Source organism: Embleya sp. NPDC059237 (assembly GCF_042754105.1).
GTDB lineage: Bacteria > Actinomycetota > Actinomycetes > Streptomycetales > Streptomycetaceae > Embleya.
Genome location: NZ_JBHZAE010000017.1, coordinates 215022 through 240105 on the forward strand (window position 1 = coordinate 215022; position 25084 = coordinate 240105).

The following is a 25084-nucleotide window of genomic DNA, read 5'->3' on the forward strand; positions in this document are numbered from 1 at the left end:
AAGCGCGTCCTCGGCCCGGGGGTGGGGCGGCAGGCGGGCGGCGCCGGGGGGCGACGCCGAGGGGCGGCGCTGGGGGGCGACGCCGAGGGGGCGGCGCCGAGGGGCGGCGCTGGGGGGCGGCGCCGAGGGGCGGCGCCGAGGGGCCGCGCCGGGGCCGCGCCGAGTGGGCGACGCCGAGGCCCCGGCCGGGTGGGCGACGCCGGAGGGCCGCGCCCGAGCCCGAGACGCGCCCGCGCCGGGCCGGCTCGCCGCGAGCCGCGAGCGCGTCGCGCAGGCGCCTCCGGGCTACCGCCCCGTTGGCGTCCGGACGACCGCCCCGTCCCCCATCCGGGGGACCGGCTTCCACATTCGCGCCGACGCGCCACACGGGACGCCGCCGCGAGGGTTGCGGTCATGGAAACCCCGGCGCTCACCGACCCGACCGCTCCACGATCCGCCTCGCCGACTCCCGGGTCGCCCGGGCAGCCCGCGGCACCCGCACCGGCCGCACCCGCTCCCGCTCCCGGGAGCGGGAGCGCACAGCCCACACCGGCCCCACTCCCATACAACCTCCGCAAACACCTGGCCTGGTTCGCGGTCGCCGCCTGCTCCCCCTACCTGACCCTCAAGCTGCTCTGGGTGCTCGGCATCGACGTGGGCGTCGTCCACCCCGACGACCTCGACCGAGTCCAGTGGGTGGCGGCCAACGCGTTCACCTTTCTCCTCGATGCCATCGCCGCGCTGATCGCCTACACCCTGGCCCGCCCCCGCGAGGTCCGCGTCCGGGCCTGGCTGATCCTGCTGCCGCTGTGGGTCGCGTCGGGCCTGCTCGTGGTGATCATGCTGGTCGTGCCGGCCGACCTGCTGAGTGCGGCGGTCGGGCTCACCGGCAACCCGTTCGCGGGCGACGACTTCCTGCGCCCGTGGGTGTACGGCGTGGTCTACGGCGGCTTCATCGTCGAGGGCGCGGTACTGCTCGCCGCCTTCACCCTGTACGCCCACGAGCGCTGGGGCGCGCTCCTGCGCACCCGGGTCCGCACGCTCCCGGACCCGGCCGGCACCCGCGACGCGCAGCGCTTCCTCGGTACGGCCGCCGCCGCGCTGCTCGGCTTCGTCGGCGTCGCGCGACTGGCCTGGGGGCTGGGCGCCGACGTGGGGATGAGCGAAGGCTGGATCGCGGACCGCGACGCGTCGGGCCGATGGATGGACGGCGTCCAGGGCGGCCTCGCACTCGTGGGCGGGGTGGGTCTGCTCCTGCTGGTGTATCGGATCGGCGGCGCCCGGGTGCGCGGACCGCTGGCGATGGTCTGGTTCGGTGCGGGCAGCGCGTTCGGGTGGGGTGGCTGGATGGGCCTGATCAGCGCCGGCGCGGCGCCCGGCAGTCGGATGGCGGAGCGTACATCCGCGCTTCTGCACCTTGTCTACACTGCCGAAATGATCACCGGTGTCCTGGTCCTGACCATCGGCTGGTTCTTCCTGAGCGAGTACACCGGCGGCACCACGCTCCCCGAGCCGACCGTCCTCGAACTTGCCACCGCGACCGCCCCTGCCCCCGCCCCGCGGGCGACCTGATGGTGCGTCGCCTCACCCGCCGGCTGCTCGGTCGGCGGGCCCGGCTGCGCTGGGTACATCTGGTTCTGGGCGGCGCCCTGTTGACCCCGTTCCACCTCGCCGCGCTCACCGTGCTCACCGCGACCGGACTGCCGCGCGACACCCCGGCGGAGCCGCTCACCTCGCAACTCCTGGCCTTGGCCCTGGCGTTGCCGTTCGTCGCGCTGGCCGGCCTGGTCCCGCTGGTGCGCACCCTCGAAGGCAGCGCCGCGCGGGTGTTGTGCGCGCCGACCGGCGAGGTACTGAGCCTGCCCGCGACGAGCGCCGCCGCCCGCCGACGGGCCGCCGCGTGGTTCACCCTGCACGCGCTCGCGGGCGGCGTGGTGGCCGGCGTGTCGCTGGCCGCGCCCCCCGGCGGGCTGGTCCTGCTCCTCCTGCCGCTCTTCGCGAACCTGGCCGACGTCTTCGGCTGGGCCGAACCGGCGACCTCGCTCCCCCTCGCGTGGGCCCCGCTCGGCCTCGCCCTGAGCCTGCTCCCCCTGCCGGTATCCGCCGCCGCCGGCGCCTGGCTCGCCCGGATCGCCCCGATCCTGCTCGGCTCCACCCCCGCCGACCGCCTGGCCCTCGCCGAGCAGCGCGCCGAACGCCTCGCCGAACGTGCCCGCATCGCCCGCGACCTGCACGACTCGGTCGGCCACGCGCTCAGCGCGGTCGGCATCCAGGCAGCCGCCGCCGGCCGCCTGCTGGACCGCAATCCGGCCTTCGTCGCCCGCGCGTTGACCGCGATCGAGGACACCGCCCGCGACGCCGTCGCCGAACTCGACCACGTCCTCGGCCTCCTGCGCGAGGAGACCCCCGAACCCGCCACGCCCGTGCCCTCGTTGGCCAACCTCGACGAGCTGGTCGCCCGCACCCGCGCGGCCGGCGCCGACGTCGACCTCCGCCTCGACCCGGCCGACGGCGTCGCGGCGCTGCCCCGCCTGGTCTCGCGCGAGGCGTACCGGATCGTCCAGGAGGGCTTCGGCAACGTCCTGCGGCACGCGGGCGAGGTCCCGGTCAGTCTGCATCTCCGAGTAGCGCAAGGCGAGTTGACGATCGACCTGAACAACCCCACCACCGGCACCCGACCCACCCGAAACGGCGGCGGACGCGGCCTGCGCGGCACCGCCGAGCGCGTCGCCGTACTGCGCGGCACCTTCACCGCCGGTCCCCGCGACGGCCGTTGGCACCTCAGCGCCCGAATACCCCTGGAAGGCCACCCGTGAGCACCCACCCGACCCGCGTAGTGATCGCCGACGACGAGAGCCTGGTCCGCGCGGGCCTGTACGCGATCGTCGACGCCGAACCCGACCTGACCGTGGTCGGCGAGGCGGCGACCGGCGCAGAGGCGGTGGATCGGGTCCGCGAACTGCGGCCCGACGTGGTGCTGATGGACGTCCGGATGCCCGACCTGAACGGTATCGAGGCCACCGCACGCGTCCTGCGCGAGTCGCCGAACCCGCCGAAGGTGCTGGTGGTCACGACGTTCGAGAACGACGAATACGTCTACGACGCGCTCCGCGCCGGCGCCCACGGCTTCCTCCTGAAGCGGGCCCGCGCCGACGACATGGTGCACGCGATCCGTACCGTGGCCCGAGGCGACTCGCTGCTCTTTCCGGCCGCCATCCGCGACTTGGCCCTCGCCCGCACCCAAGAGCCGGCCCACAACGCGGAGTTGCGCACGCGCATCGCCCGGCTCACCCCGCGCGAGCAGGAGGTCCTGCGCCTGATCACCGCCGGGCTGGCCAACACCGAGATCGCCGAACGCACCGGACTGGGCCCGGAAACGGTCAAGACCCACGTGGCCCGCATCCTCACCAAGCTCGGCGTCCGCGACCGCACACAGGCGGTGATCGCCGCGTACGAAGGCGGCTTCACGACGACGGGTCGGGGCGGGTGGGGGTAGGCCGGCCCACCTGCACCCGTCCCGACCGCCGACTATGGCGCTGCCTACGGCGCCGCCGAACCGCGCGGCCCGTCATCGAACGTCGGCCCCTGGCTCCTCGGATCGTCGACCAGGCGCAGCAGCCGGACCGGTGAACTCGACGGGCCGATGCCGGGACCGGCAACTCTGCTCGGTCCTACTCGGTCCGCAGCGCGGTGGCGGTCCGGGTCTTTGCCGCCCAACCGGCCGGCAGCAGTGCGCCCAGCAGGGCGATGACGATCCCGCCGGCGAGCAGGGGGATGAGCAGCCCTGCGGTGTAGACGTGGGACACGCTCGGCGGCAGGTGCCGGCCGATCGCGTGCCCCATCGCGGTCAGCGTCGCCTTCTCCACCGCGACCCCGAGCGGGACCCCGATCAGCCCGGCGATCAGGCCGGTGACGGACACCGAAGTCAGCACCATCGCAATGGTCTGCTTGGGCGTCATCCCGAGGGCCTTGAAGATCCCCAGGTCATGAACCCGCTCCCGGGTGTCCTGCACCACCGTGCTCAGCACCCCGAGCGCGGCGACCGCCACCATCATCAGCGTGAGCATGGCCACCAGGGTGCCCATGATGAGCACCACCATGGCCTTGCCCCCGTTCGAGATCGGCCGGACCGAGGCGTTCAGCGGGGTCAGCGCGGCGGCGGCCGAGGCGGACCAGTGCGAACCGCTGACGTTCGAGGCCAACTCGACGTTGAACTGCTCGATGTGCGGGTCCAGGCCGGCGGCGGTGAAGGTGGCCGCATCCGTCATGACCGTATAGTCGCCCACGTTGGTGTCGAAGTTGATACCGACGACCTTCAGCGGCAGTTGCCGGCTCTGCTGCACCACGGTGACGTTGTCACCGACGTGAATCCCCGCCGTCGTGGCCAGCTTGTCGCCGACCACGGCCTCGCCGGGCGCCGAGAACCAGCGGCCGGACAACAGTTCCATGCCCGTCCAGGAGAAGTCGCCGGTGACCGAGAACACCGTCGGAGGTTCGCCGCCGGGCGGGGCGCCGACGATGGTCGCGCCGCTCTCGCCCCAGCCGAACGCGGCCTTCGTGCCCGGGATCCCGGCAAGCGCGGCGGCCACCTTGGGGGCATCCAGGTGCGGCCTGCGCGGGTCGTTGGGCCCGTAGAGACCCCGGGGCACGTCTGCGTCGGCGGCCGGTTCCACGACCTTCGACCCGATGTTGAAGCCGGCGGTGCTGCTGTCCAGATACTTGTTGAACCCGGCCTCCAGCCCCACCGCGAACGTGACACTCACCACGCCGAACAGCACCGCCGCACCGACCAGTACGGCCCGGGCCGGCCGGGCGAACGGCTGGGCCAGCCCCAGCGACACGGCCCGGGGCAGCGGCAGCCGCGCGGCCAGACGATGCGCCGCCTGGCCGCGCCCGGCCTTGGGGGCGCGGCCGACCACCAGAGCCCGCACCGCCGGCATCCGGCCGGCCCGCAGCGCCGGGACCAAAGCCGTGACGCCGACGATCAGCAGCGTGCCCAGCGGCACCACGGCGCTGACCCACAACGGGATCGTGGCACCGGCCCCGCCGAGCTGCTTGCCGGCCCCGTCCAGGATCGGTACAGCCAGGAGGTTGCCGAACACCGTGCCGAGCACCACACCGAGTATCGCGGGGATCATGGCCTGCGCGGTGTAGGCGCGGGCCACCTGCGAAGGGCTGAAGCCCAGCGACTTCAAAATCCCGATGCGCCGGATTCCCGAGGCCACAGCCCCGCTGACCACGATCGAGATGATCAGCACCGACATCGACATCCCGAGGATCCCGAAGGCGATCAGGAACGGCACGTAGGCCTTGGCGTTGCCGGTCGCCTGCTGCTCCGCGGTCAGGTACGACTGTCCGGCCTCGACCGAGCCGGCCGGCGCGGCGGCGGCAATCGCCTGCTTGTCGGCGGCGATGTCGGCGTCGGTGCCGACCTTGGCGAACCGGTAGAGCATCTGCTCGTCGGACTTGGCCCCGGCGGCGGTGAGCCGCGCGAAACCGTCGGCGGTGGCGAAGGCGGTCGCGCTGCTGGTCACCGAGCCGCCGAAGCCGACGACCTGGAACGACGGCTTGCCCGGCAGGGAGGAGAACACCACCGAGGAGCCGAAGCAGGCGTAGGCATAGTTCTGCGCCGGCAGGGCGATCTCGTCCGGGCCGGCCGGCCAGCGCCCCCGGGTCAGCACGAGTTGGTCCATCCCGGAGGTGCTCCCCGGGTCGGGCCGGGTGGTTACGGTGATCGGATGGTTGTCGCGACCGGCGAAATCCTTCTCGGGGCAGTCCGTGCCGACGATCGTGTCCAGGGCGGCGACGACCGGGTACGGTCCGGCCGCCTCGGTGACGCCGGCGGCGTGCGCGGTGGCGGCGACCTGCGCGGCCGTGGCCTTCGAACTGTCGAACTGAACCGCCAGGTGCGCCCCCTTCCGGGCCTTGAAGGCGTGCTCGAACGGGGCCTGCACGACGGTCAGCAGACCGAGGCAGAGCACTGACGACGTCACCGTGGCGAACGTCGTCAGAGCCATGACGAGGGACTGGAGCCGGCGTCGGCCGACGCCGGAGCGTACGACCTTGCCGAGCGCGCTCACCGGCTCACCGCCGGCAGCATGCGGGCCATCGCGTGGAATCCGGCCTCGAAGAGGCGCCGGGGCATCGGCGGCTTGCGCAGCGTCATCCGATCGCTCCCGCCGGACGGGTCGGCGACGTGTGGGCGGCCGGGCCGGCACCGCTGCCGTTGTTGACGACGTCCCGCGCGACCGCACCGTCCACCAACTCGATGGTGCGGTGCGCGGTGGCGGCGGCCAGCCGCACATCATGGGTAACCAACAAGATGGTCTGCCCTTCGTCGTTCAGGTCCATCAGCAGCCGACGCACGTCCTCGGCCGAGCGCGAGTCCAGCGCGCCGGTCGGCTCGTCGGCCAGCAGCAGAGCCGGCCGGTTCATCAGGGCCCTGGCCACCGCCACCCGCTGCCGTTGCCCGCCGGACAGCCGCTGCGGGTAGGCCTCGGCATGCCGGTCGATGCCCAGCGAACCGAGCAACTCGACGGCCCGCCGCTTCGCTTCGCCCTTGCCCATCCCGGCCAGCTGCGCCGGAACCATGACGTTGTCCGACACGGTCAGGTCGTCGAGCAGATTGAAGAACTGGAAGATCATGCCGACGGAAGCCCGGCGGTACTTCGCCGAACCGGCCTCACCGAGCCGGTCGACGCGGATGCCGTCGACGGTCACGGTGCCACTGGACGGTTTGTCCAGACCGGCGATCAGATTCAGCAGCGTGGACTTCCCGCTGCCGGAATGGCCGAGGATCGCCACGCACTCACCGGACGCCACGGACAAGGTCACACCGGCCAGCGCGGGCGGGCCGTCGTCGTACTTCTTCATCGCGTCTTGGAGAGCGATCATCGGCGGATTCGTCATGGCCATGAACCTAGGAACGGCCCGGGACGCCTCGCGTCGGCCGACGGATGTCACCTCTGCCGAGGTCATCGGCCCGGCGGTGTACCCGCGTACATCCCCGGGGCGACGCGCGGAGCCGACGCCACTGAATACGATCTCCGTGTGGAAGAGCTTCTCCGGCGTCTGTCGACATCGAAGCGCGTGACCTGGCTGATGTCACAGGGCGTGGTGCTGGCGATCGCCGGCATCTACATGCTGATGCTCGCCTTGACGACGCCGAGCCCTGACGACGGCCTGTTCCGATTCCCCGACCTCGGGCGCTACGAGACGACGGGTCTCTGCGTCGTGCTCGCCCTTCCCGTCCTGCTGGTGCGCCGTATGCCGGTGGCCGTCTTCGCGACGGTCCTGGGCGAGTCGGCCCTCGGCGACATTTTCGGCGCGCGGCCCTTGGCCGTGTTCATCCTGCTCGTCGCCTTGAACGGGTACATCGCCGCCCGGCGGCCGAAGGCTGCCGCCATCGGCTCCGTCGCGGGCGTCGTGGCCGCGTTCGTCAACGACCTCCCCATCAGCGGGCACTCCGTCGGCGACGCGCTCCAGTGGGCCGGGTGGCTCGCGTTGTGGTTCGCGGTCGCGTGGGTCTTCGGAGGCGTGTATCGCAAACGCCGTGAATACCTCGGAGCCCTGGACGAACAGACCGCGGCCCACGCCGTCATGGCCGAGCGGCTGCGGATCGCCCGTGAACTGCACGACAGCGTCGCGCACAGCATCGGGATCATCACGGTGCTGTCGGGAGCGGCGGCGCGGGTCGTGGAGACCAAGCCCGAGCAGACGCGGCAGGCGCTGATCGGCATCGAGACCACGAGCCGGGAGACGCTGCTCGGGCTGCAGCGCATGCTCGGGGCGCTACGCCGCGCCGAGCCGGACGACGCCATGCCGCAGGCCGCCCCGCTGGCGCCGGCCGGCAGCCTGGCCGACGTCCCGCAGCTGGCCGAACGCACGGCCCACGCCGGAGTGCGGGTCCACGTGACCTGGCGGGGCGAGAAGCGTCCACTGCCGCAGGAGATCGAACTGTCGGCGTTCCGGATCATCCAGGAGTCGGTGACGAACGTGGTGCGGCATTCCGGGGCGCGGATGTGCCGGGTCGCGGTCGGTTACGAGCCGGAAGGAGTGAGCATAGAGGTGGTTGACGACGGGGACGACGGTCTCGGCGGGCCGGGCCGTCCGAGGCACTCCGCGACCGGTGGGAGCGGCTTCGGCCTGCTCGGTATGCGCGAGCGAGTGACGTTGCTGTCCGGCCAGTTCAGCGCCGGCCGGCGTCCGGAGGGCGGATTCCGGGTCGCGGCGAGGCTTCCGGCATGAGCGCGCGAGTGCTGCTGGTCGACGACCAGCCGCTGATGCTGGTCGGGCTCGGGATCCTGATCGGCGACACCGACGACCTGGAGGTGGTCGGACAGGCCGGCGACGGCCACGAGGCGGTGCGCCTGGTGCGTGAGCTGCGGCCGGACGTCGTGGTGATGGACATCCGGATGCCGGGCATGGACGGGATCGAGGCGACCCGGCAGGCGACCGCCGAGCCGGACCCGCCCAAGGTGCTGGTGCTGACGACGTTCGACGACGACGAGTACGTCTACGGCGCACTGCGTGCCGGGGCCGGCGGATTCCTGCTCAAGAGCATGGCCCTGGACGCGATCCTGGACGCGATCCGCGTGGTGGCGGCCGGCGACGCGTTGATCGCGCCGAGCGTGACCCGACGGCTGATCGCGGACTTCGCCGGAACGTCCGGCCCGGCGGCCCCCGAACCGGACGCCGAGCCCGCCATGGACTCGCGTCTCATCGCGGGGATCACCGACCGGGAGCGCGAGGTGCTGGCACTGGTCGGACAGGGACTGTCGAACACCGAGATAGCCGAGCGGTTGGTGATCAGCGCGGCGACGGCGAAGACGCATGTCGCGCGTCTGTTCGCCAAGCTCGCGGCCCGAGACCGCGTCCACCTGGCGATCATCGCCTACGAGACCGGACTTGTGCCGCGTAGATCCGCCCGCTGATCCGCTGTAGGACACGCTCGGCCACCCCCAACGAAGTAACGGACACCGGTCAGAAGGGGCGGGTCGGGAAGACGACCGGGTCGGGGACGAGTTCGGATGCGGGGGCGTCGTAGAGGGCGCGGTCCGACCAGCGGCGGACGGTCAAGATCGGTCCCTCCTCGGTGACTCGCACGCCGATGACCTCACCGCTGTCGCGCCGGCGGGTCTCCGCGCGACGTACGCGGGAGCCAACCTCGAACGTCGGCCCGGCCGGGGCCCCTTGCGGTGGGGCTGCATGTTCGACGGGCCCGTTCGCGGGCGCGATGAAGCGGATGGTGGAGTCTCCGGTCATGGCTGGATTCCTTTTCGGGCATGGCTCCGCCGACCGAGCGGCAGAGGCGATTGGGCATAGGCGCCCCGGTGTCGAGGGAACGCGTGAACGAGCGTCGACACCGGGGCAGTTCATGGAAGGGACGGACGCCGGGCCACGGGCCATGGATGCGACCCGGCGCCCCTTCCCCCACCGCGACCGACACGGAAGTCACCGGTCGCGGAGCACTCCTCGCGAGGCGGGTCCGGCGGGACCACCTGAGCGCGCGAGGAGAAGTCTCAGGCGCTGCGTCTCTTCAACGGACAGTCCACGAGCGGGCATCCGCACGGCGGTTCGCGCTGCCGCCACCATGGATCCGCGCCACACAGCTTGTGGCCGGTGTGCGGCACCAGGACACGTGCTCCTCTCGGCCCCACCCGATAGACGGCCAGGGTGATGTAGCTTCCCGGAGGTTCGGGGTGCGGGTCCGGACCGAAGTCGGCCGGGCGGAGGTACCAGAGCGGGTCATTCGAGGGCGACACATGCGGGGTTGGAGACATCGCAGATCCTTGGCTTCGATCCCATGGAGGCGGTCGCCCGCGAACAGTGCGCACACGGGCACGCGCTCGCCAACACGGATTGCTCGGAAGCGAATGCTGTGCGTGAGCAACTGCGATTAGCATGCCGGCATGAGCCCGACAAACAGTATGGGCAGGGCAGAATCCCGCTGTTCAAATTCCGCAGGAGCTTTCGCTGGTCACGAGGTTGAACCGCGCCTGCGCGAAGCCTCCTGCTGTGGCGCAGAAGGTTCCTTGCTCCGGCGGAACGTTCGCCCACACACTGGATTCGCGCATCGAGAGGATCGCAGATGATCGGCGACAGCGAGTCGGCGTCACCAGCCCTGTGCCGCCTTCAACTCGGCGGCGAACTCCGCCGCCTACGGCTCCAGGCCGGCATGAAGTCCGCCCAGGTGGTGCGGCGCTTGATCTGGAGTCCTTCCAAACTCACCCGCCTGGAGGCCGGCGAGAACTACGTCGTCGAGCCGTCCGACGTCATGGCCCTCTGCGAGATCTACGGCGCGGATGCGGACACCCGAGCGCTCCTCGACGGCTTCGCCGCAGTGACCAAAACCAAACGCGACTGGTGGCAATCACCGCAGTATCGGCCGATTATCCGTCCGGGCCTCAAGGCGTTCCTCGGCTTGGAGGCGACGGCCGGTGCCCTGCACAACTACGAGTCGGAGTTCGTGCCGGGGTTGCTGCAGACCGAGGCGTACGTACGCGCGATTCATCAGATCTCACACGCAGCGCTCCCCCCAGACGATATCGACCGACTCGTCTCGATCCGAATGACTCGTCAGGAGGTGCTGCTCCGACCCCGGACGCCGCTCAAGTTGATCGCCATCGTCAACGAAGCAGTGCTGCGCCGTCAGGTGGGCGGAGCGGCACTCACCCGCGCACAGTTGCAGCACATCGTCGAACTGGGCGAACTCCCCAACGTGAGGGTGCAGGTGGTCCCCTACCGGCTCGGCGTACATCCCGGGATGGCAGGACCCTTTGTGATCCTCAAGTTCCCGAAGGAAGCAGCGCTGAAGCCGATCGTCTACCTGGAAAACCTGGCGGATGCCTGGGTCACCCGCCGGGAGACCGATGTCGAGCAGTACGAAGAGGCCTTCACCGATCTCCAAGCCCTCGCGCCGGGCCCCCAGGAATCGTTGAGCCTGATCCATACGGCAATCAAGGAGCTTTGATCGATGACCGCCTCCCCCACGACCGCCTGGTTCAAGTCGAGCTACAGCAACAACTCGGGCGGGCAATGCGTCGAGGGAACGTACGTCGGGCTTCGCGCAATGGCCATACGCGACTCGAAAGACCCCTCCCGAGGCGCCTTCCTCTTCCGTGCCCATCCGTGGAAGGCATTCCTCGACTCCGTAAAGCGTCAGAGCTGACCCACGGCGCCGCACCACCCAACCGTGAGGTGGGCCACAGGCGTTCCCCGGTGCGCCCGCGCAACTCCCCATGATCGCCACCGATAAGCTGCCCCCACTGTGCGGGCTCGGGGTTCGCCCGGGCACCAAAGGAGCACCAACCGCATGATGGGACCGGCCCATTCGCTGTCCGGAGCCTGCGCCTGGATGGCCGTCGGAGCCGCCGCCGACGCCTACGGCCAACCGATGCCCTGGCCCGTCCTCGTGGTCGGCGGCCTGATCTGCGCCGGCGCCGCGCTCGGGCCGGACCTGGACCACAAGGCCGCCACCGTCTCCCGCTCCTTCGGGCCGATATCCATGGTCCTCTGCGGCGTCGTCGACGCCCTCGCGAGCGCCACGTACAAGGCCACCCGCATGAAGGGCGACCCCCGCCGCAACGGCGGCCACCGCACTCTCACCCATACCTGGGTCTGGGCGGGGCTCGTCGGCGTCGCCGCCTCGGCCATCTGCGCCTACGGCGGCCGGTGGGGCGTCCTGGGCGTGCTGTTCGTGCACATGGTCCTGGCCATCGAGGGGCTCCTGTGGCGCGCCGCCCGCCTGCACAGCGACATCCTCGTCTGGCTGCTCGGCGGAACCAGCACCTGGATGCTCGTCGAAATCCTCAACCGCCCCGGCAACGGCTCCGATTGGTTCTTCACCGGGCCCGGCCAGGAGTACTGGTGGGTCGGCCTCCCGATCGCCCTCGGCGCCCTCACCCACTGCATCGGCGACGCGCTCACCGTCTCCGGCTGCCCGATCCTGTGGCCGATCCCCATAGGCCGCAAACGCTGGTACCCCCTCGGCCCCCCGAAGTCCATGCGCTTCCGCGCCGGCGCCAAGGTCGAAGTCAAGGTCCTGATGCCCCTGTTCATGGGCGCCGGCGGCCTCGGCGCGGTGGCCGCCCTCGGCTACCTGGGCTGACGACGCGCCGACGTCATGCCGCCGCCAGCGCTTCGGTGGGCGCCAAGTGGGCCGCCCGCAGCGCCGGATAGAGCCCGGCACAGACGCCGACGACCAGGGTCGCGCCGAGGCCGCCGGCCATGGCCCAGGGAGGTACCACGGCGGGCCAGTGCCGGTACGTGCTGTATCCGACCGTCGCCGCGGAACCCAGGAGGATGCCGCCGGCGCCGCCGAGGATCGACAACAGCAGCGCCTCGGCGAGGAATTGCGTGCCGATGTGGCCTCGGGTGGCACCGAGTGCGCGGCGCAGGCCGATCTCGGCGCGGCGTTCGAGAACGGAGATCACCATCGTGTTGGCCACACCGACGCCGCCGACGAGCAACGCGACCGAACCCAGCCCGACCAGAAGGCCGTTGAGTGCGTCGTCGGCCGCCTCGCGGGCGGCCAGGGCGTCGGAGGGGCGGGACACCTCCACCTCGTTCGGGTTGGCCGGATTGGCGGTGGCGCCCAGGACTGCGGCCACATCGGCGATCGACGCATTGTCGGCGCGGGTGTAGACGGTGGTCGGGTTGCCGTCGAAGCCGAGGTCGCGCCGGGCCTCGGGCCAGCCGACGAGCGCGGCGGTGTCGAGTTCGCCGGCCAGCGGCGTCGGGGCCAGGATGCCGATCACGGTGAACCACCGTCGGCCGAGCCACACTTGCACGTCGGGCCCGGGGGCCCGGACGCCCAGTCGCGCGGCGGCGACCGGCCCCAGCACGACCGCGGGGTAGCCCTCGTTCGCCGGATTGAGCCAGGTCCCGTGGGCGAGGGATGTGCCGACGGTCGCGGGTAGATCGAGGCGGGCGGCGTATACGCCGATGCCGCCGGATTCCTGCGACGGGATGCGGTCGTTGCGGTAGACCTTGGCACCGGTCTTGCCGATGGCGGACACCGCCTCCACCGGGCCGATGCGCGCGACCATGGCGACTGCGTCGGGGGGCAGTCCGGCGGCGGCGCCGGTGGCGGTCTTCCCGGGCGCGGCGGTGAGGAGGTTGGTGCCGAGGGCGTCGAGGCGGCGGTCGAGGTTTTCGCGCCCCGACGCCGATACGCCGACCACGGCGATCAGCGCCGCGACGCCGAGCGCGATGCCGAGCGCCGACAGCAGGACCCGGGTCGGACGGTTGCGCAGTCCGGCGCCCCCGACACGCAGGACATCGGCGGCTTTCATGCGAGTCGGCCGAGGCTGTGACCGCGACCGCGACCACGACCGAGACCGGCCTGCCGGTTGGGCACCCGGAACGCGAGCGAGGCGTGTTCGGCTCATCGAATGGCCTCCACATCCGCCACATCCGCCACCCCGTCGTGCACGATCCGGCCGTCCTGGAGCGCGATCCGGCGGGGCACTGCGGCGGCGATGTCCTGGTTGTGGGTGATGATCACCACGGCCGTCCCGTCGCGGTGGAGTTCGCGGAGCAGTTCCATCACGACCCGGCCGGATTGGGAGTCCAGGGCGCCGGTCGGTTCGTCCGCGAGCAGCAGGGGAGGATCGCCGAGCACGGCGCGGGCGATGGCCACCCGTTGCTTCTGTCCTCCGGACAGTTGGTGGGTGTGGTGCCCGACCCGGTCGGCCAATCCGACCCGGTTCAGCGCCTTTTCGGCGAGTTCGCGGCGGCGTCGGCGGGCCACGCCCCGATACAGGAGGCCGTCGGCCACGGCATCCAGAACCGGACCCGGAGGCAGGTGGAACTGCTGGAAGACGAAGCCGATGGTGGTGGCGCGAAGGGCCGACAGTCGGCGATCGGTGAGGCTGTCCAGGTCGTGTCCGGCGATGCGCACCCGGCCGCGGCTCGGCCGGCTCAGCGTGCCCATGATGGTCAGCAGCGTGGACTTGCCGGACCCCGAGGGGCCGACCACCGCCACCAGTTCCCCGGGCACGACGGTGAGGTGCGTGGCGTCCAGGGCGGTGACGGTGCCGTAGTCCTTACGGGCGGCGACGAGTTCGACCAGCGGAGCGGGCGCGGTCATCGGGGCACCACCACGGCCAGGCCCTGGGCGATGTCGGGACCGGATACTTCGACGCGACCGTTGACGAACATGCCCAGCGTCACCGGGCGATAGTCCCCGGGGCTTCCGGGGGGTCCGGTGCCGACGACCTCGATCGCGTAGCCACCCTCACGCAGTGCCACCAGCGCATTGATGGGAACGGCGAGCACGTTGGACCGGGTTTCGGCAACCAGGGTGACCTCCACCGGCGCTGCCTGGAAACGACCCAGCCTGTCCTGCTGCGGGACGGCGAGGGCAACGGGGAGGGTGGCGTCCTGGGGCCGGGCCGAAGTCCCCTCGGCGGGGCGGCCATTGCCCGCACCGCCGGCTCCGGGCGGGGCCGAGGCCGCGGTGCCCACGTCGGTGACCTGGGCCTCCGCGGTGGTGCCGTCGGGCAGTTTGACCGTGGCCTTGGTGCCGGTTTGCACGAGGTCCTCGTACTGGACGTTCAGGTCCACGGCAACGGTGCGCTCGGTGCCGGTCCAGGTCAATACGGGACCGGCCGCGGCACGGCCGGGAGTTGCGGCGACCGTGGCGACGCGACGGGCGCCGGGGGCGACGACCGCCCGGCCGGGCCCGAGGATGCCGGTGTCGGGGATACCGAGATCCCGCTGCCACTTGCGCACGGCGTCGGCCGTCCCGGAGGTGTAGTGGTCGTCGACGGTGAAGCCGGTGTAGCCGAGAGCGGCGAGGTTGTCCTCGACGACTCGAACGTCCTGACCATCCATGTCCGCGGACAAATCCCGATACAACGGCGTCGAGCCGTACAGCAGCGGCACGGGCTGTTCGTCGACCGCGTACACCGGCTTGCCGCGTTCCACAACGGCCCCGGGAGCGGGCAACCAGGTCAGTCGTCCACCGCCTGTCTGGCCATCGACGATCTGCCGCTCAACCCTCCGCCCACCGGCAGCCTGCCCACCACTCGCCTGTCCGCCGCCGGTCGACCCACCGACCGTCTGCTCGTGACCGGCCGGGCCGCCCGCCGTCTGCCCACCGCCTGTCGCCCCGCCGCCCGTCGCGGCACCGACCGTCTGCCCACCGGCCGTCGACCCACCACCAGTCGACCCGCCAACCGTCTGCCCACCCGCCGTCGACCCACCACCAGTCGACCCGCCAACCGTCTGCCCACCCGCCGTCGACCCACCACCGGTCGACCCGCCAACCGTCTGCCCACCCGCCGTCGACCCACCACCGGTCGACCCACCGACCGTCTGCCCACCGACCGTCCGACCACCCGCCGCTTGTTTGCCGCCCGTCTGCCCCCCGACTGTTTGTCCGCCGGCCGTCGACCCACCACCCGTCGAGCCGCCGCCCGTCTGACCACCCCCCGACTGCCCGCTTCCCGAAGGGTGTTCGACCGAGGTGGCAGCCCCATAGCCCAGCGTGCCCGGCACCGTCTGGGACCGGACGAGGGTCACCCGTTCGACGGTCGCCGTCGCGGGCCGCTCGGCGGCGGAAGGGTGGCGATCCGCCGGCGCCGCACCGATGACGCCGGTCGCCACCGCACCCGCCGTGCCGACCCCGGCCACGATCGCCGCCGCCACCATGCCTCCCCGGAGCCGGCGGTTCACTTCGCACCGCCGGCAGGTGCGCCGGCCTGGCACTTCTGCATCGCGGCGGCGAACCCGGGCGCACCGGTCGGGAACGAGCTCTTGTCGAACCCGTCCGGGCCCGGGTCGTTGAACGCGATCCCGGCATCACGCATGCACCGGGCCAGTTGCCGCATCGCCTCCAACTGCTTCTCGGTCGGCTTCGAGCCGTTGGTGACGGACTGCGGGGCCCGGTCCCGGCACGCCTGCATGGCCTTGCGTACGGTCGGCGCGTCCGCGCCACCGCGCAGGGGGCCGAGGTCGAGCTTGCCGGTGTTCGGATCAGGGTCCTGGACCGGGACGCCGTTGTCGCGCATGCACTTGGCGAAGTCCCGGGCGCGGGCCGTGTCGTCCCGCCCGTCCCCGGTCCCGGGCGCGTCGGCGGTGCGCTTCGTTCCGCCGTCGGCACTGGCGACCTTCCGGCCCTCCGAGCCCCCTCCGCACGCCGCCGTGGCCGGCAGGAGCACCACGACCACCGCAGCCGCCGCGGCGGCCCGAAAGCGCCGAGCGCGCGGTGGGCGCCGACCCGCCGGCGGTGTCGGGTCCGATACCGGGCGGGCGGGCCGTGCAGGCGTCAGGGATCGCATCGTCGGTGCTCCTCGTTCGGTGCCGCCGGCGGCTGTCGCCGGGCACGCAGGAGATCCTGTGCGTCGCGCCTCGGGAGGACCTCGGCCCCGACTCAAAGCAAGCCGGCAGTCTGCGAAGGCTCGACCGGCCCCTCCGCGAGGGGGAGCAGAAGACGGAACACCGCACCCGCCGCCGGCCCCGGAGCAGCCAGTTCGACCCGCCCACCGTGCGCGGCGGCCACGGCGGCGACGATGGCCAGGCCGAGGCCGGCTCCACTGCCACCACCAGGCCCGGACCGGCCGCGATACAGCCGATCGAAGACGTGGGGGGCGTGCTCGGCCGGAACTCCCGGCCCCGTATCGGCGACTTCGACGACCGCGACGGCCTCGTCCGGGGCGAGTTCGCACCCCGCGCCGGACACCGCCGCCACCTGCGCGGCAGGTGTCGCGACGCCCACCCGGATCCGGATGTGCGTGCCGTCCGGGGTGTGCCGCACGGCGTTGGCCAGCAGGTTGCCGATCGCCCGACGCAGCCGCGACTCGTCGCCGGCGACGACGGCCGGCACCAGGATCCGGCTGTCCTCGTCCAACGCGGCGAGCGTGAGCGGACGGTCGGGAACACTCACCCGCACCTCCGGCAACAACTGCGCGGCCAGATCGAGCAGATCGACGGGACCGACGTCCAGGCGCGGGTGCTCGTCGAGCCGGGCGAGGTTCAGCAGGTCGTCGACGAACCTGCCCAGGCGGGCCGCCTCCGCCTCGATCCGGGCGAGGCCGTCGCCGGGATGTCCGGTATCCCCTCGCTGCCGCCGTTCCAACTCGGCGAACCCGCGGATGCTGGTCAGCGGAGTCCGCAACTCGTGCGAGACGTCGGAGAGAAACCGGCGCAGGCGCTGTTCGGATTCACGACGGGCGGCGATCTCGCTGTCCACACGATCCAGCATGGTGTTCATGGCCAGCCCGAGCCGCCCGGGCTCGGTACGCGCGTCCGCGTCCGGTACCCGCCGGGCGAAGTCGCCCCCGGCGATCTGCCCGGCGACCACCTCCATCCGGGTCAGCGGGCGTAGCCCGGCGCGCACCGTCGCCCACGCGGCGACGCCGAGCAGCGCAAGGGCTCCGAGCGTGACGACCAGGTCGATCCGCACCATGCGCCGATAGGTCGCCTCGACCGAATCCATCGACGTGGCCGCGACGATGAGCCGGGTACCGTCCCGGTCGGCCCGTACCCGGACACGCCACGAGTCGCCGCCGTCGCGGTCCGGCACGGTGAACGCGCCCTGGCCGGCGCGCCGTTCGAGTTGCGTCCGGCTCGGCAGACGGGGTGCGCCGACCGCCCCGTACGGGAGGTTTTGCCGGGTGTCGTCCGGTCCGATCAGGTAGATCCGCGTCTGGCTGCCGGACCAACCGCCGATGAACCCCTGAAAGCCGCTGTCGGCACGCCCGGCGCTCTCTTTCAACGCCTCGCCCAGGAGTTCGTCCTTGCCGGGCTTGTCCACGAACAACCCGCTGCCCACCGCCGACAACTGCCGGTCCACCCGGTCCACCAGGTATGCCCTGAGCAGCATCAATCCGGCGGTGTTCGCGGCCAGGAGAGCCACCGTGGTCAGGGCGCAGGCGATCACCGCGAGCCGAACCCGCAGACTCCACCCGCGTACGGCGACCGGCCGGGGCACGGCGCGGCGGACCGCTTCGCCGCGGCCCGTGCTCGTCATACGTCCTCCGGCGGGAGGCGCAGCGAGTAGCCGACCCCGCGCAGCGTATGCAGCAGCGGCGGCCCGTCCCGATCGATCTTCCGGCGCAGGTAGTAGATGTAGCTTTCGACGATCCGCCCGTCACCGCCGAAGTCGTAGCGCCACACCCGGTCGAGGATCTGCGCCTTGGTGAGCACGCGGCCCGCGTTTTCCATGAGGTAGCGCAACAACCGGAACTCGGTCGGCGACAGGTCGACCACCCGACCCGCGCGCCGCACGATGTGGGTGGCGTCGCTCAGTTCGAGGTCGGCGAACCGCACCACCTCGTCCGCGGGCGCCTCGGAGCCGGCGCGGGTCCGCCGCAGGATGGCCCGGATCCGCAGCACCACCTCCTCCAGGCTGAAGGGTTTGGTGACATAGTCGTCGCCCCCTGCGGCCAACCCGGCGATCCGGTCCTCGACGGCATCGCGCGCCGTCAGGAACAGCACCGGGACGTCGTGCCCATCGGCGCGGAGCCGGCGCGCCACCGCCACACCGTCGAGATCACCGAGCGTGATGTCGAGCACCACCAGGTCCGGCGCGGCGGCGGACACGGCGGCCAGCGCCGCCCGCCCGTCACCGGCCACCCGGACGTCGAACCCGATCAGCCGCAGGGTTTGGGCCAGCAGGTCCCGAATATTCGGCTCGTCATCGACAACCAGAACAGACGCAGTCACGGCTCATGTGTAACGCGACAACCTCAAAGAAGCCTCAAAGCCCCCGCCCACACCACCATCCACCGCGCCGTCCCCGCCGACGCGTCGCTCGGGTATCGACCACCGGACCCACCCTCCCCCGCCGGCCCGTGCAATGCTGAACGCTGCCGGCAACTTTCGAGGGAGGCCCGATGATCGACCGACTTCACCGATGGACCTGCTACTGGATCGAACTCCTCCAGCGCCACGACACGACTCCGGAGAACACCGGATCCTGAGACGAACACCGGCTCCAAACCGGCGAACCCGGCGGTGAGCCGACCCGCGAACCGAGCCGCGGAGCAACCTGCGCGCGCCGACCCGAGAACCGACCCGCCCCGCCGTGGGCCGCTCCGCCGGTACACCCTGACAGCGGCCCACGGGCAGCGACTCAATACCCCGCCGGCGCCGGCCACCGCCGTTCCACTCCGATGGCGTCCAACTCGGCGGCGAACTCGGGGAACAGCGCCGGGTCTTCGCGCACCGCGTGTGGCTCGACGCCCCGCCGCAGGCAGTATGCCGCCAGCCGGCCGGCCACCTCGCCCACGTTCCACTCCACCGGGTGCAGCCGGTAGCACCCGTTCGAGATGTGCGTCGTGCCGATGTTCTTGCCCGCCGGCAGCAGATTCCGCATTCGGATCGGCAGCAGCGCGCCCAGGGGAATCTCGAACGGCACGCTGGCCACGTCGATGTAGTTGTCGCCGCCGGTCGACGGATGCAGGTCGATCCGGTACGCGCCCACCCCCACCGAGTCCGGGAAGTGGTGGATGGTGTCCCCGCCCAGGATGTCCCGGGACACGTGATGCTCCGTCACCGTGGTCACCGCGCGGATCCGGCGCGACTCGCGCACGTACGCCGACTTGGCCAACCCGTCTGCGGTGCCCACCACATCGTGCCGCAGCCGCAGTCCGGGATACCCCCGGCCACCGTCCGGGCGCGGTGCCTCGGTCTGGAGCCAGTACAGCACCGACAACGACAACTGCTTCGCCTCGCGGTGCGCGGCGGCGGCCTCGTCGGCGCCGACCTCGATGATCGGCCGCAACCAGTAGTCGTTCAACGGCCAGTTCACGAGCGTGATGTCCGAGTCGATCGCGCCCGGCTCGAACAGCCCCTTGGCCAGGATGCGTCGGAACAACCACAGGTCGTCGCCGCCCGCGTTGGCGCTCTGGTCGGCGGTGATCGCCAGCGGATCGCCGGTCGGACCCGGATCGAACGTCCGGGCCTCGGGCTTCAACGTGCGCGGGTCCGGCGCGAGGAAGCCCAGCAGCGGTCCCGGCCAGAAGTCCGGCCGGTACGACCGCCAGAAGTCGTAGTCGGCGGGCCGGTCGATCACGTGGTTCTCGCCCTCGTGGTGCGAGATCGCGAAGCAGTAGGTGATGCCCTGCATGTTCAGCGGCCGGCACTCGGCGGGCGCGCTCGGTTCGCCGTACTCCTCCCGGGACTCGGCGCCGGTCACGTACTCCGCCTTCGCCAGCGGCAACAACTCGCCGGTCTCGGTGGCGTCCAGGACGTAGTCCGCCGTGACGGTGTGCGACTCCTCGGTCCGCAGACCCCACAGGGTCACCCCGGACACCCGGTCGCCCTCGGTGAACACCTCGGCGGGTACGTGCTCCAGGAGAATGCGCAACCGCCCGGACGCCAGATGCGGGGCCAACATCGCCTGCAACACGGCCAGCGCGACGCGCGGTTCGTGGCAGAGCTTGCTCACATAGCCGGCCCCCGGGTTGAGGTCGCGCCGCCGTGCCGCCGCGCCGGTCAGCGGATACCAGGTCCGGTAGTGGTCGCGGATCGCGGTGCGCAGTTCGCGATACGTCGCGGTGGCGCCGTAGCTCTCGATCCAGGGATGCTCGTCCGGCGGCACGGCCTGCGCGGTGAGTTGGCCGCCGATCCAGTCGGTCTCCTCGGTGAGCACGACCCTGCGACCCGCACGGCACGCGGCCAACGCGGCGGCGACTCCCCCGAGTCCACCGCCGACGACGAGTATCTCGGTATTGATTTCGGACATGGTGCAGCCCTCCGTGAACGGAATCGAATAAGCACATGCAGCGCCGGGCGTACGCCGAACAAACGCCGAACAGGGCGCACCGACATCGCCGTTCGGCCGAACGGCTCGCGAGAATCGGCGACGAACTCAGCGCACCCGGGCGGCCGTCCGCCCGATCTCCAGCGCACAGCTCATCAACTGATGCCTGGGCAGCGCATCGTTGTCCGCGTCCCCCGCGATCAACCCGGTGAGCAACCGCACCGCCGCCGCGCCCATCTCCCGGCGCGGCACCACGAATCCGGTCAGCGCCGGCGGTCCCTGCTCGGTGTATTCGGGGGCGCCGAGGGTGGCCAGGGACAGGTCGTCGGGGAAGCGGTATCCCGCCTCCGAGGCGGCGGCCAGCAGCGCCCGATGCGCCGCGTCGGTGTCGGTGGCCTCGGTGACGATCGCGGTCACGCCCCGCTCGTACCAGCCGCGCAGCCGATCGGTGGTCAGATCGGAGCCGTCCGTACGGACCACGGCGCCCTCGTCGAGCGCGAGTCCGCACTCGGCCATCCCACGCCGAAAGCCCGCCTCGCGGTCCACGGCGCTGATCGCGTCGTCGAGTTCGCGCACGTACAGGATGTCCCGGTGACCCAGCTCGGCCAGGTGACGGACGACCTCCGCCGTCGCCGTCACGTAGTCCGCGCCGACATACGGCAGCCGGTCGCCGAAGTCGTCGTGTCGGCCGAGGTAGACCACCGGCAGATCGGTGGCCAGGAGCCGGTCCATCTCCCGGATCGGCAGATGCCGACCCATGAACAGGCAGCCGTCGGCCAGCCGGACCCGGTTCAGCACCTCGGCGTGCGGCCGTTCGCCGGTCACGCTGGAGGCGATGAACATCAGCAGGTCGTAGCCCTGAATCGCGGACTCCTGCTCGATGCCGACCAGGAACGGGTGGTAGGCGTGCGACATTTCGGTGGGGAATGTCGCGGTGAACGTGTACAGCCCGAGCAGGTTGTTCTGCCCGGCCGCCAGTCGCTTCGCTATCGGGTCGGGCACGTAGCCGAGTTGTTCGGCGGCGGCCATCACCTTGCGCCGGGTCTCGTCGGCGATGCCCACCGCCGCCGAGCCGCCGCTGAGGATCAGGGACACCGTCGGCTGCGAGACGCCGGCCAGGCGGGCGATGTCCGCCTGGCGGGGCCGGTTCGTCCGTGAACCGGCCGGCCGCCCGGGCCCGCCGCTCGGCTTCATGTCATCCTCCAAGTGCCCGGCGGCAACGGCCGCCTAATACGCATCAGATCAAGATGGAAATCGAGTATATCCAGTAACGGTGGGTGATTCACGGAGCTTCCAACCCACCGTCGGGACGCCGCACGCGGGCCGCCCAACGCTCGTGCAGGTGGGTCTGCGGCGGGTACTTCGCCGCCTGGGCCTCGTCCAGATCGACACCCCAGCCGGGCCGGTCCGAGGGGGTGAGATAGCCGTCCACCGTGCGCGGCGTGCCGGGGAAGACCTCGTGCACCCGTTCGGGGTAGACGTGTTGCTCCTGGATACCGAACGCGGGACTGGTCACGTCCAGCGTCAGGTTGACCGCCGCGCCGACGGGCGACACGTCCGGCGGCCCGTGCCAGGCCGTGCGGACCCCGGTCAGCTCGCACAGCGTGGCCAGCTTGCGAGCCGGGGTCAGTCCGCCCACCGCCGAGACGTGCACCCGCAGATAGTCGACGCCGCCGGAGGTGACCAGGCGGGTGGCGTCGGTCATCGAGGTCACCAATTCGCCGGAGGCGATCGGCATCGGCGCCGCGGCGCGCACCTCCGGCAGCCGGTCGAAGTGCTCCGGCGCGAGCGGGTCCTCCAGGAAGAACAGCCGGTACGGCTCCAGCGAACGGGCCAGCCCCACGGCCTCTTTCGGGGTGAGCCGATTGTGCGCGTCGTGCAACAGGCCGATGTCGTCGCCCAATACCTCACGCGCCCGCTCGAACAGGCGTGGCGTGGTGCGGAGATAGTGGCCGACGTCCCACCCGTCCGGATACGGGCTGCCGGGATAGCCGCCCGGCGTGCCCTCGGCGCCGTACGTACCGAGCCCCGGGCCGCCGCACTGCAACCGCACGTGCCGGTAACCCTGTTCGGCCAACGCCGCGGCCCGCTCGATCGACTCCTCGACACTGCCGCCCCGGGCGCCGGTGTACACCGCCGCACCGCCGCGCACCCGACCGCCGAGCAGTTCGTACACCGGCACGCCCAACCGTTTGCCGGCGATGTCCCACAGGGCCTGGTCGATGCCGGACAGCGCGTTGTTGTGGACGGGCCCGCCGCGCCAGTAGGACGAGAAGTGCAGCAGTCGGAAGATGTCCTCGATGTCGGCCGGATGCCGACCGACCACCATCGGCCCGAGATGTTGCTCGACCGCCGCGGTCACCGCGTGGAAGCGCTGGGTGAAGGTGGCGCAGCCGAGCCCGTACAGCCCGGGTTCGGAGGTATCGACCCGCACCACCACGAGCGGCACCCCACCGGGCGCGGTCACGATGGCTCGCACCGAGGTGATCCGCAACGAGTCCCGCGCGGGCCACGGGGCCTGTGTCTCCACCATGGGAGCCATCGGGGTTGGGGCCGGAGTCGGGACCGGCCTCTCCGCGTCAGTCATGGGCGTCGCTCCTGTGCAAGGGGGTTCGAACGAGAATCAGCGCTCATTTCTCGCGCCTCACCCCGCCCTTCGACCGGATAGGGATACCGCGCCGTAAAGCCCAACACCGCCCGGGCCAGAGCCAGGTCGATCGGCACCGCATGCCCCGCAAAGTCCACCCGGCACGGCACATCCGGCAGGTGGACAGCCAACAACTCCCGCGTCGGCGTGGCCGACAACGTGTCCGGCGCCGCGACGAACAACACCGGAGCGCCCGCCACTTCCCGCCCCGTCAGCCCCAGCACGCAGGCCCGAGCGGCGTCGCGCAGATCGAGGTAGCTCCACACCTCCGCCGCCCCACTCGCCGGATCCCGCGCCAACCGCGCGGCGTGCGCGGCGAGTCGGTCCCGGTCGCCGAGGAACGGAAAGCGCAGCGCCGCCACGGCCATCCCGTACCGCCGATGCATCATCGCGGCGGTGGCCTCGTCGACCTGCTTGGACAGCGCGTACGGGTCCTCGATCCGCGACGGCAACGCCGTATCGAGCGGCAGGTAGGCCGGTCGCGGCCGAGGCGTGGACCGGGCGAACGGCAGTCCGGTGATCGACAGACTGCTCGCCAGCACCAGCCGCCCCACTCCCGCGCGCCCGGCCTCGTTCAGCACCACGAAGGTGGCCTGCGTATTCGTCCCGAACACCACCTCCGGAGCCGCGACTTCGGGCGAGGCCAGCGCGGCGAGGTGGATCACCGCGTCGACCCCGTCGAGCGCATCGGCCACGGCCCCCGGATCCCGGGCGTCACCGACGACGACCCGATCGGCCGCCAACCCCGGTGCCTCCTCGACCACAAGCGCGGTGACCGCCACCCCACGAGCGGCCAACTCGCCCAGCACGGCGCCACCGAGCCGCCCGGCCGCACCGGTGACCAGCACACGACCCACCGAATCCCGCACCGTCGTCCTCACTTCAGCCCCGTGAACGCGATCCCGCGCACGATCTGCCGCTGGAAGACCAGGAACACCACCACCGGCGGGATGATCGCGATCAGCATGCCCGCGATCAGCAGACTCTGGTTCGAGGTGTCGGCCAGCCTCGGCAACGCCACCGCCAGCGGCTGCTTTTCCGTGTCGGTGATGGCGATCATCGGCCACAGGAAGTCCTTCCACGCGTTCATCACCGCGAGCAACGACACCACGGCCAGGATCGGCCGGGACATCGGCAGCACGATGCGGGTCAGGATCCGCCACGGACCGGCGCCGTCCAGGCGGGCCGCCTCGAGGAGTTCCTTCGGAATACCGTCGAAGAACTGCTTCATCAGCAGCACGTTGAACGCGTGCGCGCCCGCCGGCAGCCACACCGCCATCGGCGTATTGGCGATCGAGCCGCCCGTGAGCGGCAGGTCCTGGATGGTCAGATAGAGCGAGACCATCGACACCGTGCCCGGCAGGAACAGCGTGGCCAGCACCGCCGCGTACACATACTTGCCGTAGAACGGCCGCAGCACGGACAACGCATAGGCCCCGGTCACCGCCACGAACAACTGCACGAACCACGAACCGCCCACCAGCACCACGGTGTTGGTCAGATAGCGGCCCAGATCCAGACTCGTCCACGCGGTCGAGATGTTCGACCAGTGCGCCTCCTCGGGCCACAGCGCCAACGGATGCCGCAGCGAGTCCTGGGCCGAGGAGATCGAACCCTTGAACACCCAATAGATCGGACCGGCGCCCTCGATGATCAGGGCCGCGATCAACAACAGTTGGGTGGTCCCGAGTCCGAACCGGGTGATCGGCCGTCGGCGTTCGGCCTCGGACATCACGCCTCTACCA

General features: G+C 71.5%; 23 protein-coding genes. 8 read left to right on the top strand and 15 right to left on the bottom strand.

Annotated features, from left to right (window positions below):
- Positions 1-393 precede the first annotated feature (393 nt).
- The 3 genes from ACFXKZ_RS39515 to ACFXKZ_RS39525 are packed head-to-tail and all read left to right on the top strand — an operon-like array spanning position 394 to position 3475.
- Entirely contained in the window at positions 394-1551 is a 1158-nt protein-coding gene (locus tag ACFXKZ_RS39515) for a hypothetical protein (protein WP_380008516.1), read from the top strand.
- Positions 1551-2795 carry a sensor histidine kinase gene (locus ACFXKZ_RS39520; protein WP_380008519.1) on the top strand — a complete coding sequence of 415 codons (1245 nt, stop codon included), beginning with the start codon at positions 1551-1553 and terminating at the stop codon, positions 2793-2795. The genes ACFXKZ_RS39515 and ACFXKZ_RS39520 overlap by 1 nt, the downstream gene beginning before the upstream one ends.
- A complete protein-coding gene (locus ACFXKZ_RS39525) occupies positions 2792-3475 on the top strand; it encodes a response regulator (protein WP_380008522.1) in 684 nt (227 codons plus the stop codon). The genes ACFXKZ_RS39520 and ACFXKZ_RS39525 overlap by 4 nt, the downstream gene beginning before the upstream one ends.
- 175 nt (positions 3476-3650) lie before the next feature.
- Here ACFXKZ_RS39525 and ACFXKZ_RS39530 read toward each other — a convergent pair whose 3' ends face one another.
- Positions 3651-6059, bottom strand: coding sequence for an FtsX-like permease family protein (locus ACFXKZ_RS39530; protein WP_380008525.1), 2409 nt, complete (start codon positions 6057-6059; stop codon positions 3651-3653).
- 82 nt (positions 6060-6141) lie between these two features.
- A complete protein-coding gene (locus tag ACFXKZ_RS39535) occupies positions 6142-6888 on the bottom strand; it encodes an ABC transporter ATP-binding protein (protein WP_380008528.1) in 747 nt (248 codons plus the stop codon).
- Between the two features lie 141 nt (positions 6889-7029).
- On the opposite strand from ACFXKZ_RS39535, the gene ACFXKZ_RS39540 reads away from it, so the two are divergent.
- Positions 7030-8226, top strand: a complete 1197-nt coding sequence (locus ACFXKZ_RS39540) for a sensor histidine kinase (RefSeq protein WP_380008531.1) — start codon at positions 7030-7032, stop codon at positions 8224-8226.
- Positions 8223-8912, top strand: coding sequence for a response regulator (locus ACFXKZ_RS39545; protein ID WP_380008534.1), 690 nt, complete (start codon positions 8223-8225; stop codon positions 8910-8912). The genes ACFXKZ_RS39540 and ACFXKZ_RS39545 overlap by 4 nt, the downstream gene beginning before the upstream one ends.
- Before the next feature lie 49 nt (positions 8913-8961).
- Here the strand turns inward: ACFXKZ_RS39545 and ACFXKZ_RS39550 are convergent, their stop codons facing one another.
- Positions 8962-9243, bottom strand: a complete 282-nt coding sequence (locus ACFXKZ_RS39550) for a hypothetical protein (RefSeq protein WP_380008537.1) — start codon at positions 9241-9243, stop codon at positions 8962-8964.
- A gap of 826 nt (positions 9244-10069) precedes the next feature.
- Here ACFXKZ_RS39550 and ACFXKZ_RS39555 point away from each other — a divergent pair.
- The 3 genes from ACFXKZ_RS39555 (at position 10070) to ACFXKZ_RS39565 (ending at position 12088) form a co-directional block, all read left to right on the top strand.
- Positions 10070-10951 carry a helix-turn-helix domain-containing protein gene (locus ACFXKZ_RS39555; protein WP_380008540.1) on the top strand — a complete coding sequence of 294 codons (882 nt, stop codon included), beginning with the start codon at positions 10070-10072 and terminating at the stop codon, positions 10949-10951.
- Between the two features lie 3 nt (positions 10952-10954).
- Positions 10955-11149: a DUF397 domain-containing protein gene (locus ACFXKZ_RS39560; protein ID WP_380008543.1), complete on the top strand. Its 195-nt coding sequence runs from the start codon at positions 10955-10957 to the stop codon at positions 11147-11149.
- Between the two features lie 144 nt (positions 11150-11293).
- On the top strand, positions 11294-12088 hold the full coding sequence (locus ACFXKZ_RS39565) for a metal-dependent hydrolase (RefSeq protein ID WP_380008546.1): 795 nt from the start codon (positions 11294-11296) through the stop codon (positions 12086-12088).
- Positions 12089-12101: 13 nt separating this feature from the next.
- Here the strand turns inward: ACFXKZ_RS39565 and ACFXKZ_RS39570 are convergent, their stop codons facing one another.
- The 12 genes from ACFXKZ_RS39570 to ACFXKZ_RS39625 all read right to left on the bottom strand — a co-directional run bounded on the left by ACFXKZ_RS39570 (position 12102) and on the right by ACFXKZ_RS39625 (position 25071).
- Positions 12102-13274 (bottom strand): ABC transporter permease, encoded by a 1173-nt coding sequence (locus ACFXKZ_RS39570; RefSeq protein WP_380008549.1) that lies wholly within the window; start codon positions 13272-13274, stop codon positions 12102-12104.
- Positions 13275-13366: 92 nt separating this feature from the next.
- Positions 13367-14071 carry an ABC transporter ATP-binding protein gene (locus ACFXKZ_RS39575; protein WP_380008552.1) on the bottom strand — a complete coding sequence of 235 codons (705 nt, stop codon included), beginning with the start codon at positions 14069-14071 and terminating at the stop codon, positions 13367-13369.
- Positions 14068-14910 (bottom strand): peptidoglycan-binding protein, encoded by an 843-nt coding sequence (locus ACFXKZ_RS39580; protein WP_380008555.1) that lies wholly within the window; start codon positions 14908-14910, stop codon positions 14068-14070. Before ACFXKZ_RS39580 ends, ACFXKZ_RS39575 begins: the two co-directional genes overlap by 4 nt.
- Positions 14911-14936: 26 nt before the next feature.
- A complete protein-coding gene (locus tag ACFXKZ_RS39585) occupies positions 14937-15464 on the bottom strand; it encodes a histone H1-like repetitive region-containing protein (RefSeq protein ID WP_380008558.1) in 528 nt (175 codons plus the stop codon).
- Positions 15465-15656: 192 nt separating this feature from the next.
- Positions 15657-16265: a hypothetical protein gene (locus ACFXKZ_RS39590; RefSeq protein WP_380008561.1), complete on the bottom strand. Its 609-nt coding sequence runs from the start codon at positions 16263-16265 to the stop codon at positions 15657-15659.
- Between the two features lie 92 nt (positions 16266-16357).
- A complete protein-coding gene (locus ACFXKZ_RS39595; protein WP_380008564.1) occupies positions 16358-17956 on the bottom strand; it encodes an ATP-binding protein in 1599 nt (532 codons plus the stop codon).
- The gene (locus ACFXKZ_RS39600) at positions 17953-18651 is read right to left on the bottom strand and encodes a response regulator transcription factor (RefSeq protein WP_380008566.1); all 699 of its coding nucleotides are present in this window, start codon (positions 18649-18651) and stop codon (positions 17953-17955) included. The genes ACFXKZ_RS39595 and ACFXKZ_RS39600 overlap by 4 nt, the downstream gene beginning before the upstream one ends.
- 409 nt (positions 18652-19060) lie before the next feature.
- Positions 19061-20674 carry an FAD-dependent oxidoreductase gene (locus ACFXKZ_RS39605; RefSeq protein WP_380008569.1) on the bottom strand — a complete coding sequence of 538 codons (1614 nt, stop codon included), beginning with the start codon at positions 20672-20674 and terminating at the stop codon, positions 19061-19063.
- A gap of 126 nt (positions 20675-20800) precedes the next feature.
- Complete coding sequence (locus ACFXKZ_RS39610) at positions 20801-21886, bottom strand: LacI family DNA-binding transcriptional regulator (RefSeq protein WP_380008572.1); 1086 nt, start codon at positions 21884-21886, stop codon at positions 20801-20803.
- Positions 21887-21974: 88 nt separating this feature from the next.
- Positions 21975-23225, bottom strand: coding sequence for an enolase C-terminal domain-like protein (locus ACFXKZ_RS39615; protein WP_380008575.1), 1251 nt, complete (start codon positions 23223-23225; stop codon positions 21975-21977).
- Between the two features lie 50 nt (positions 23226-23275).
- Entirely contained in the window at positions 23276-24208 is a 933-nt protein-coding gene (locus ACFXKZ_RS39620; protein WP_380008578.1) for an NAD-dependent epimerase/dehydratase family protein, read from the bottom strand.
- Between the two features lie 8 nt (positions 24209-24216).
- Positions 24217-25071 carry a carbohydrate ABC transporter permease gene (locus ACFXKZ_RS39625; RefSeq protein WP_380008581.1) on the bottom strand — a complete coding sequence of 285 codons (855 nt, stop codon included), beginning with the start codon at positions 25069-25071 and terminating at the stop codon, positions 24217-24219.
- Positions 25072-25084 lie beyond the last annotated feature (13 nt).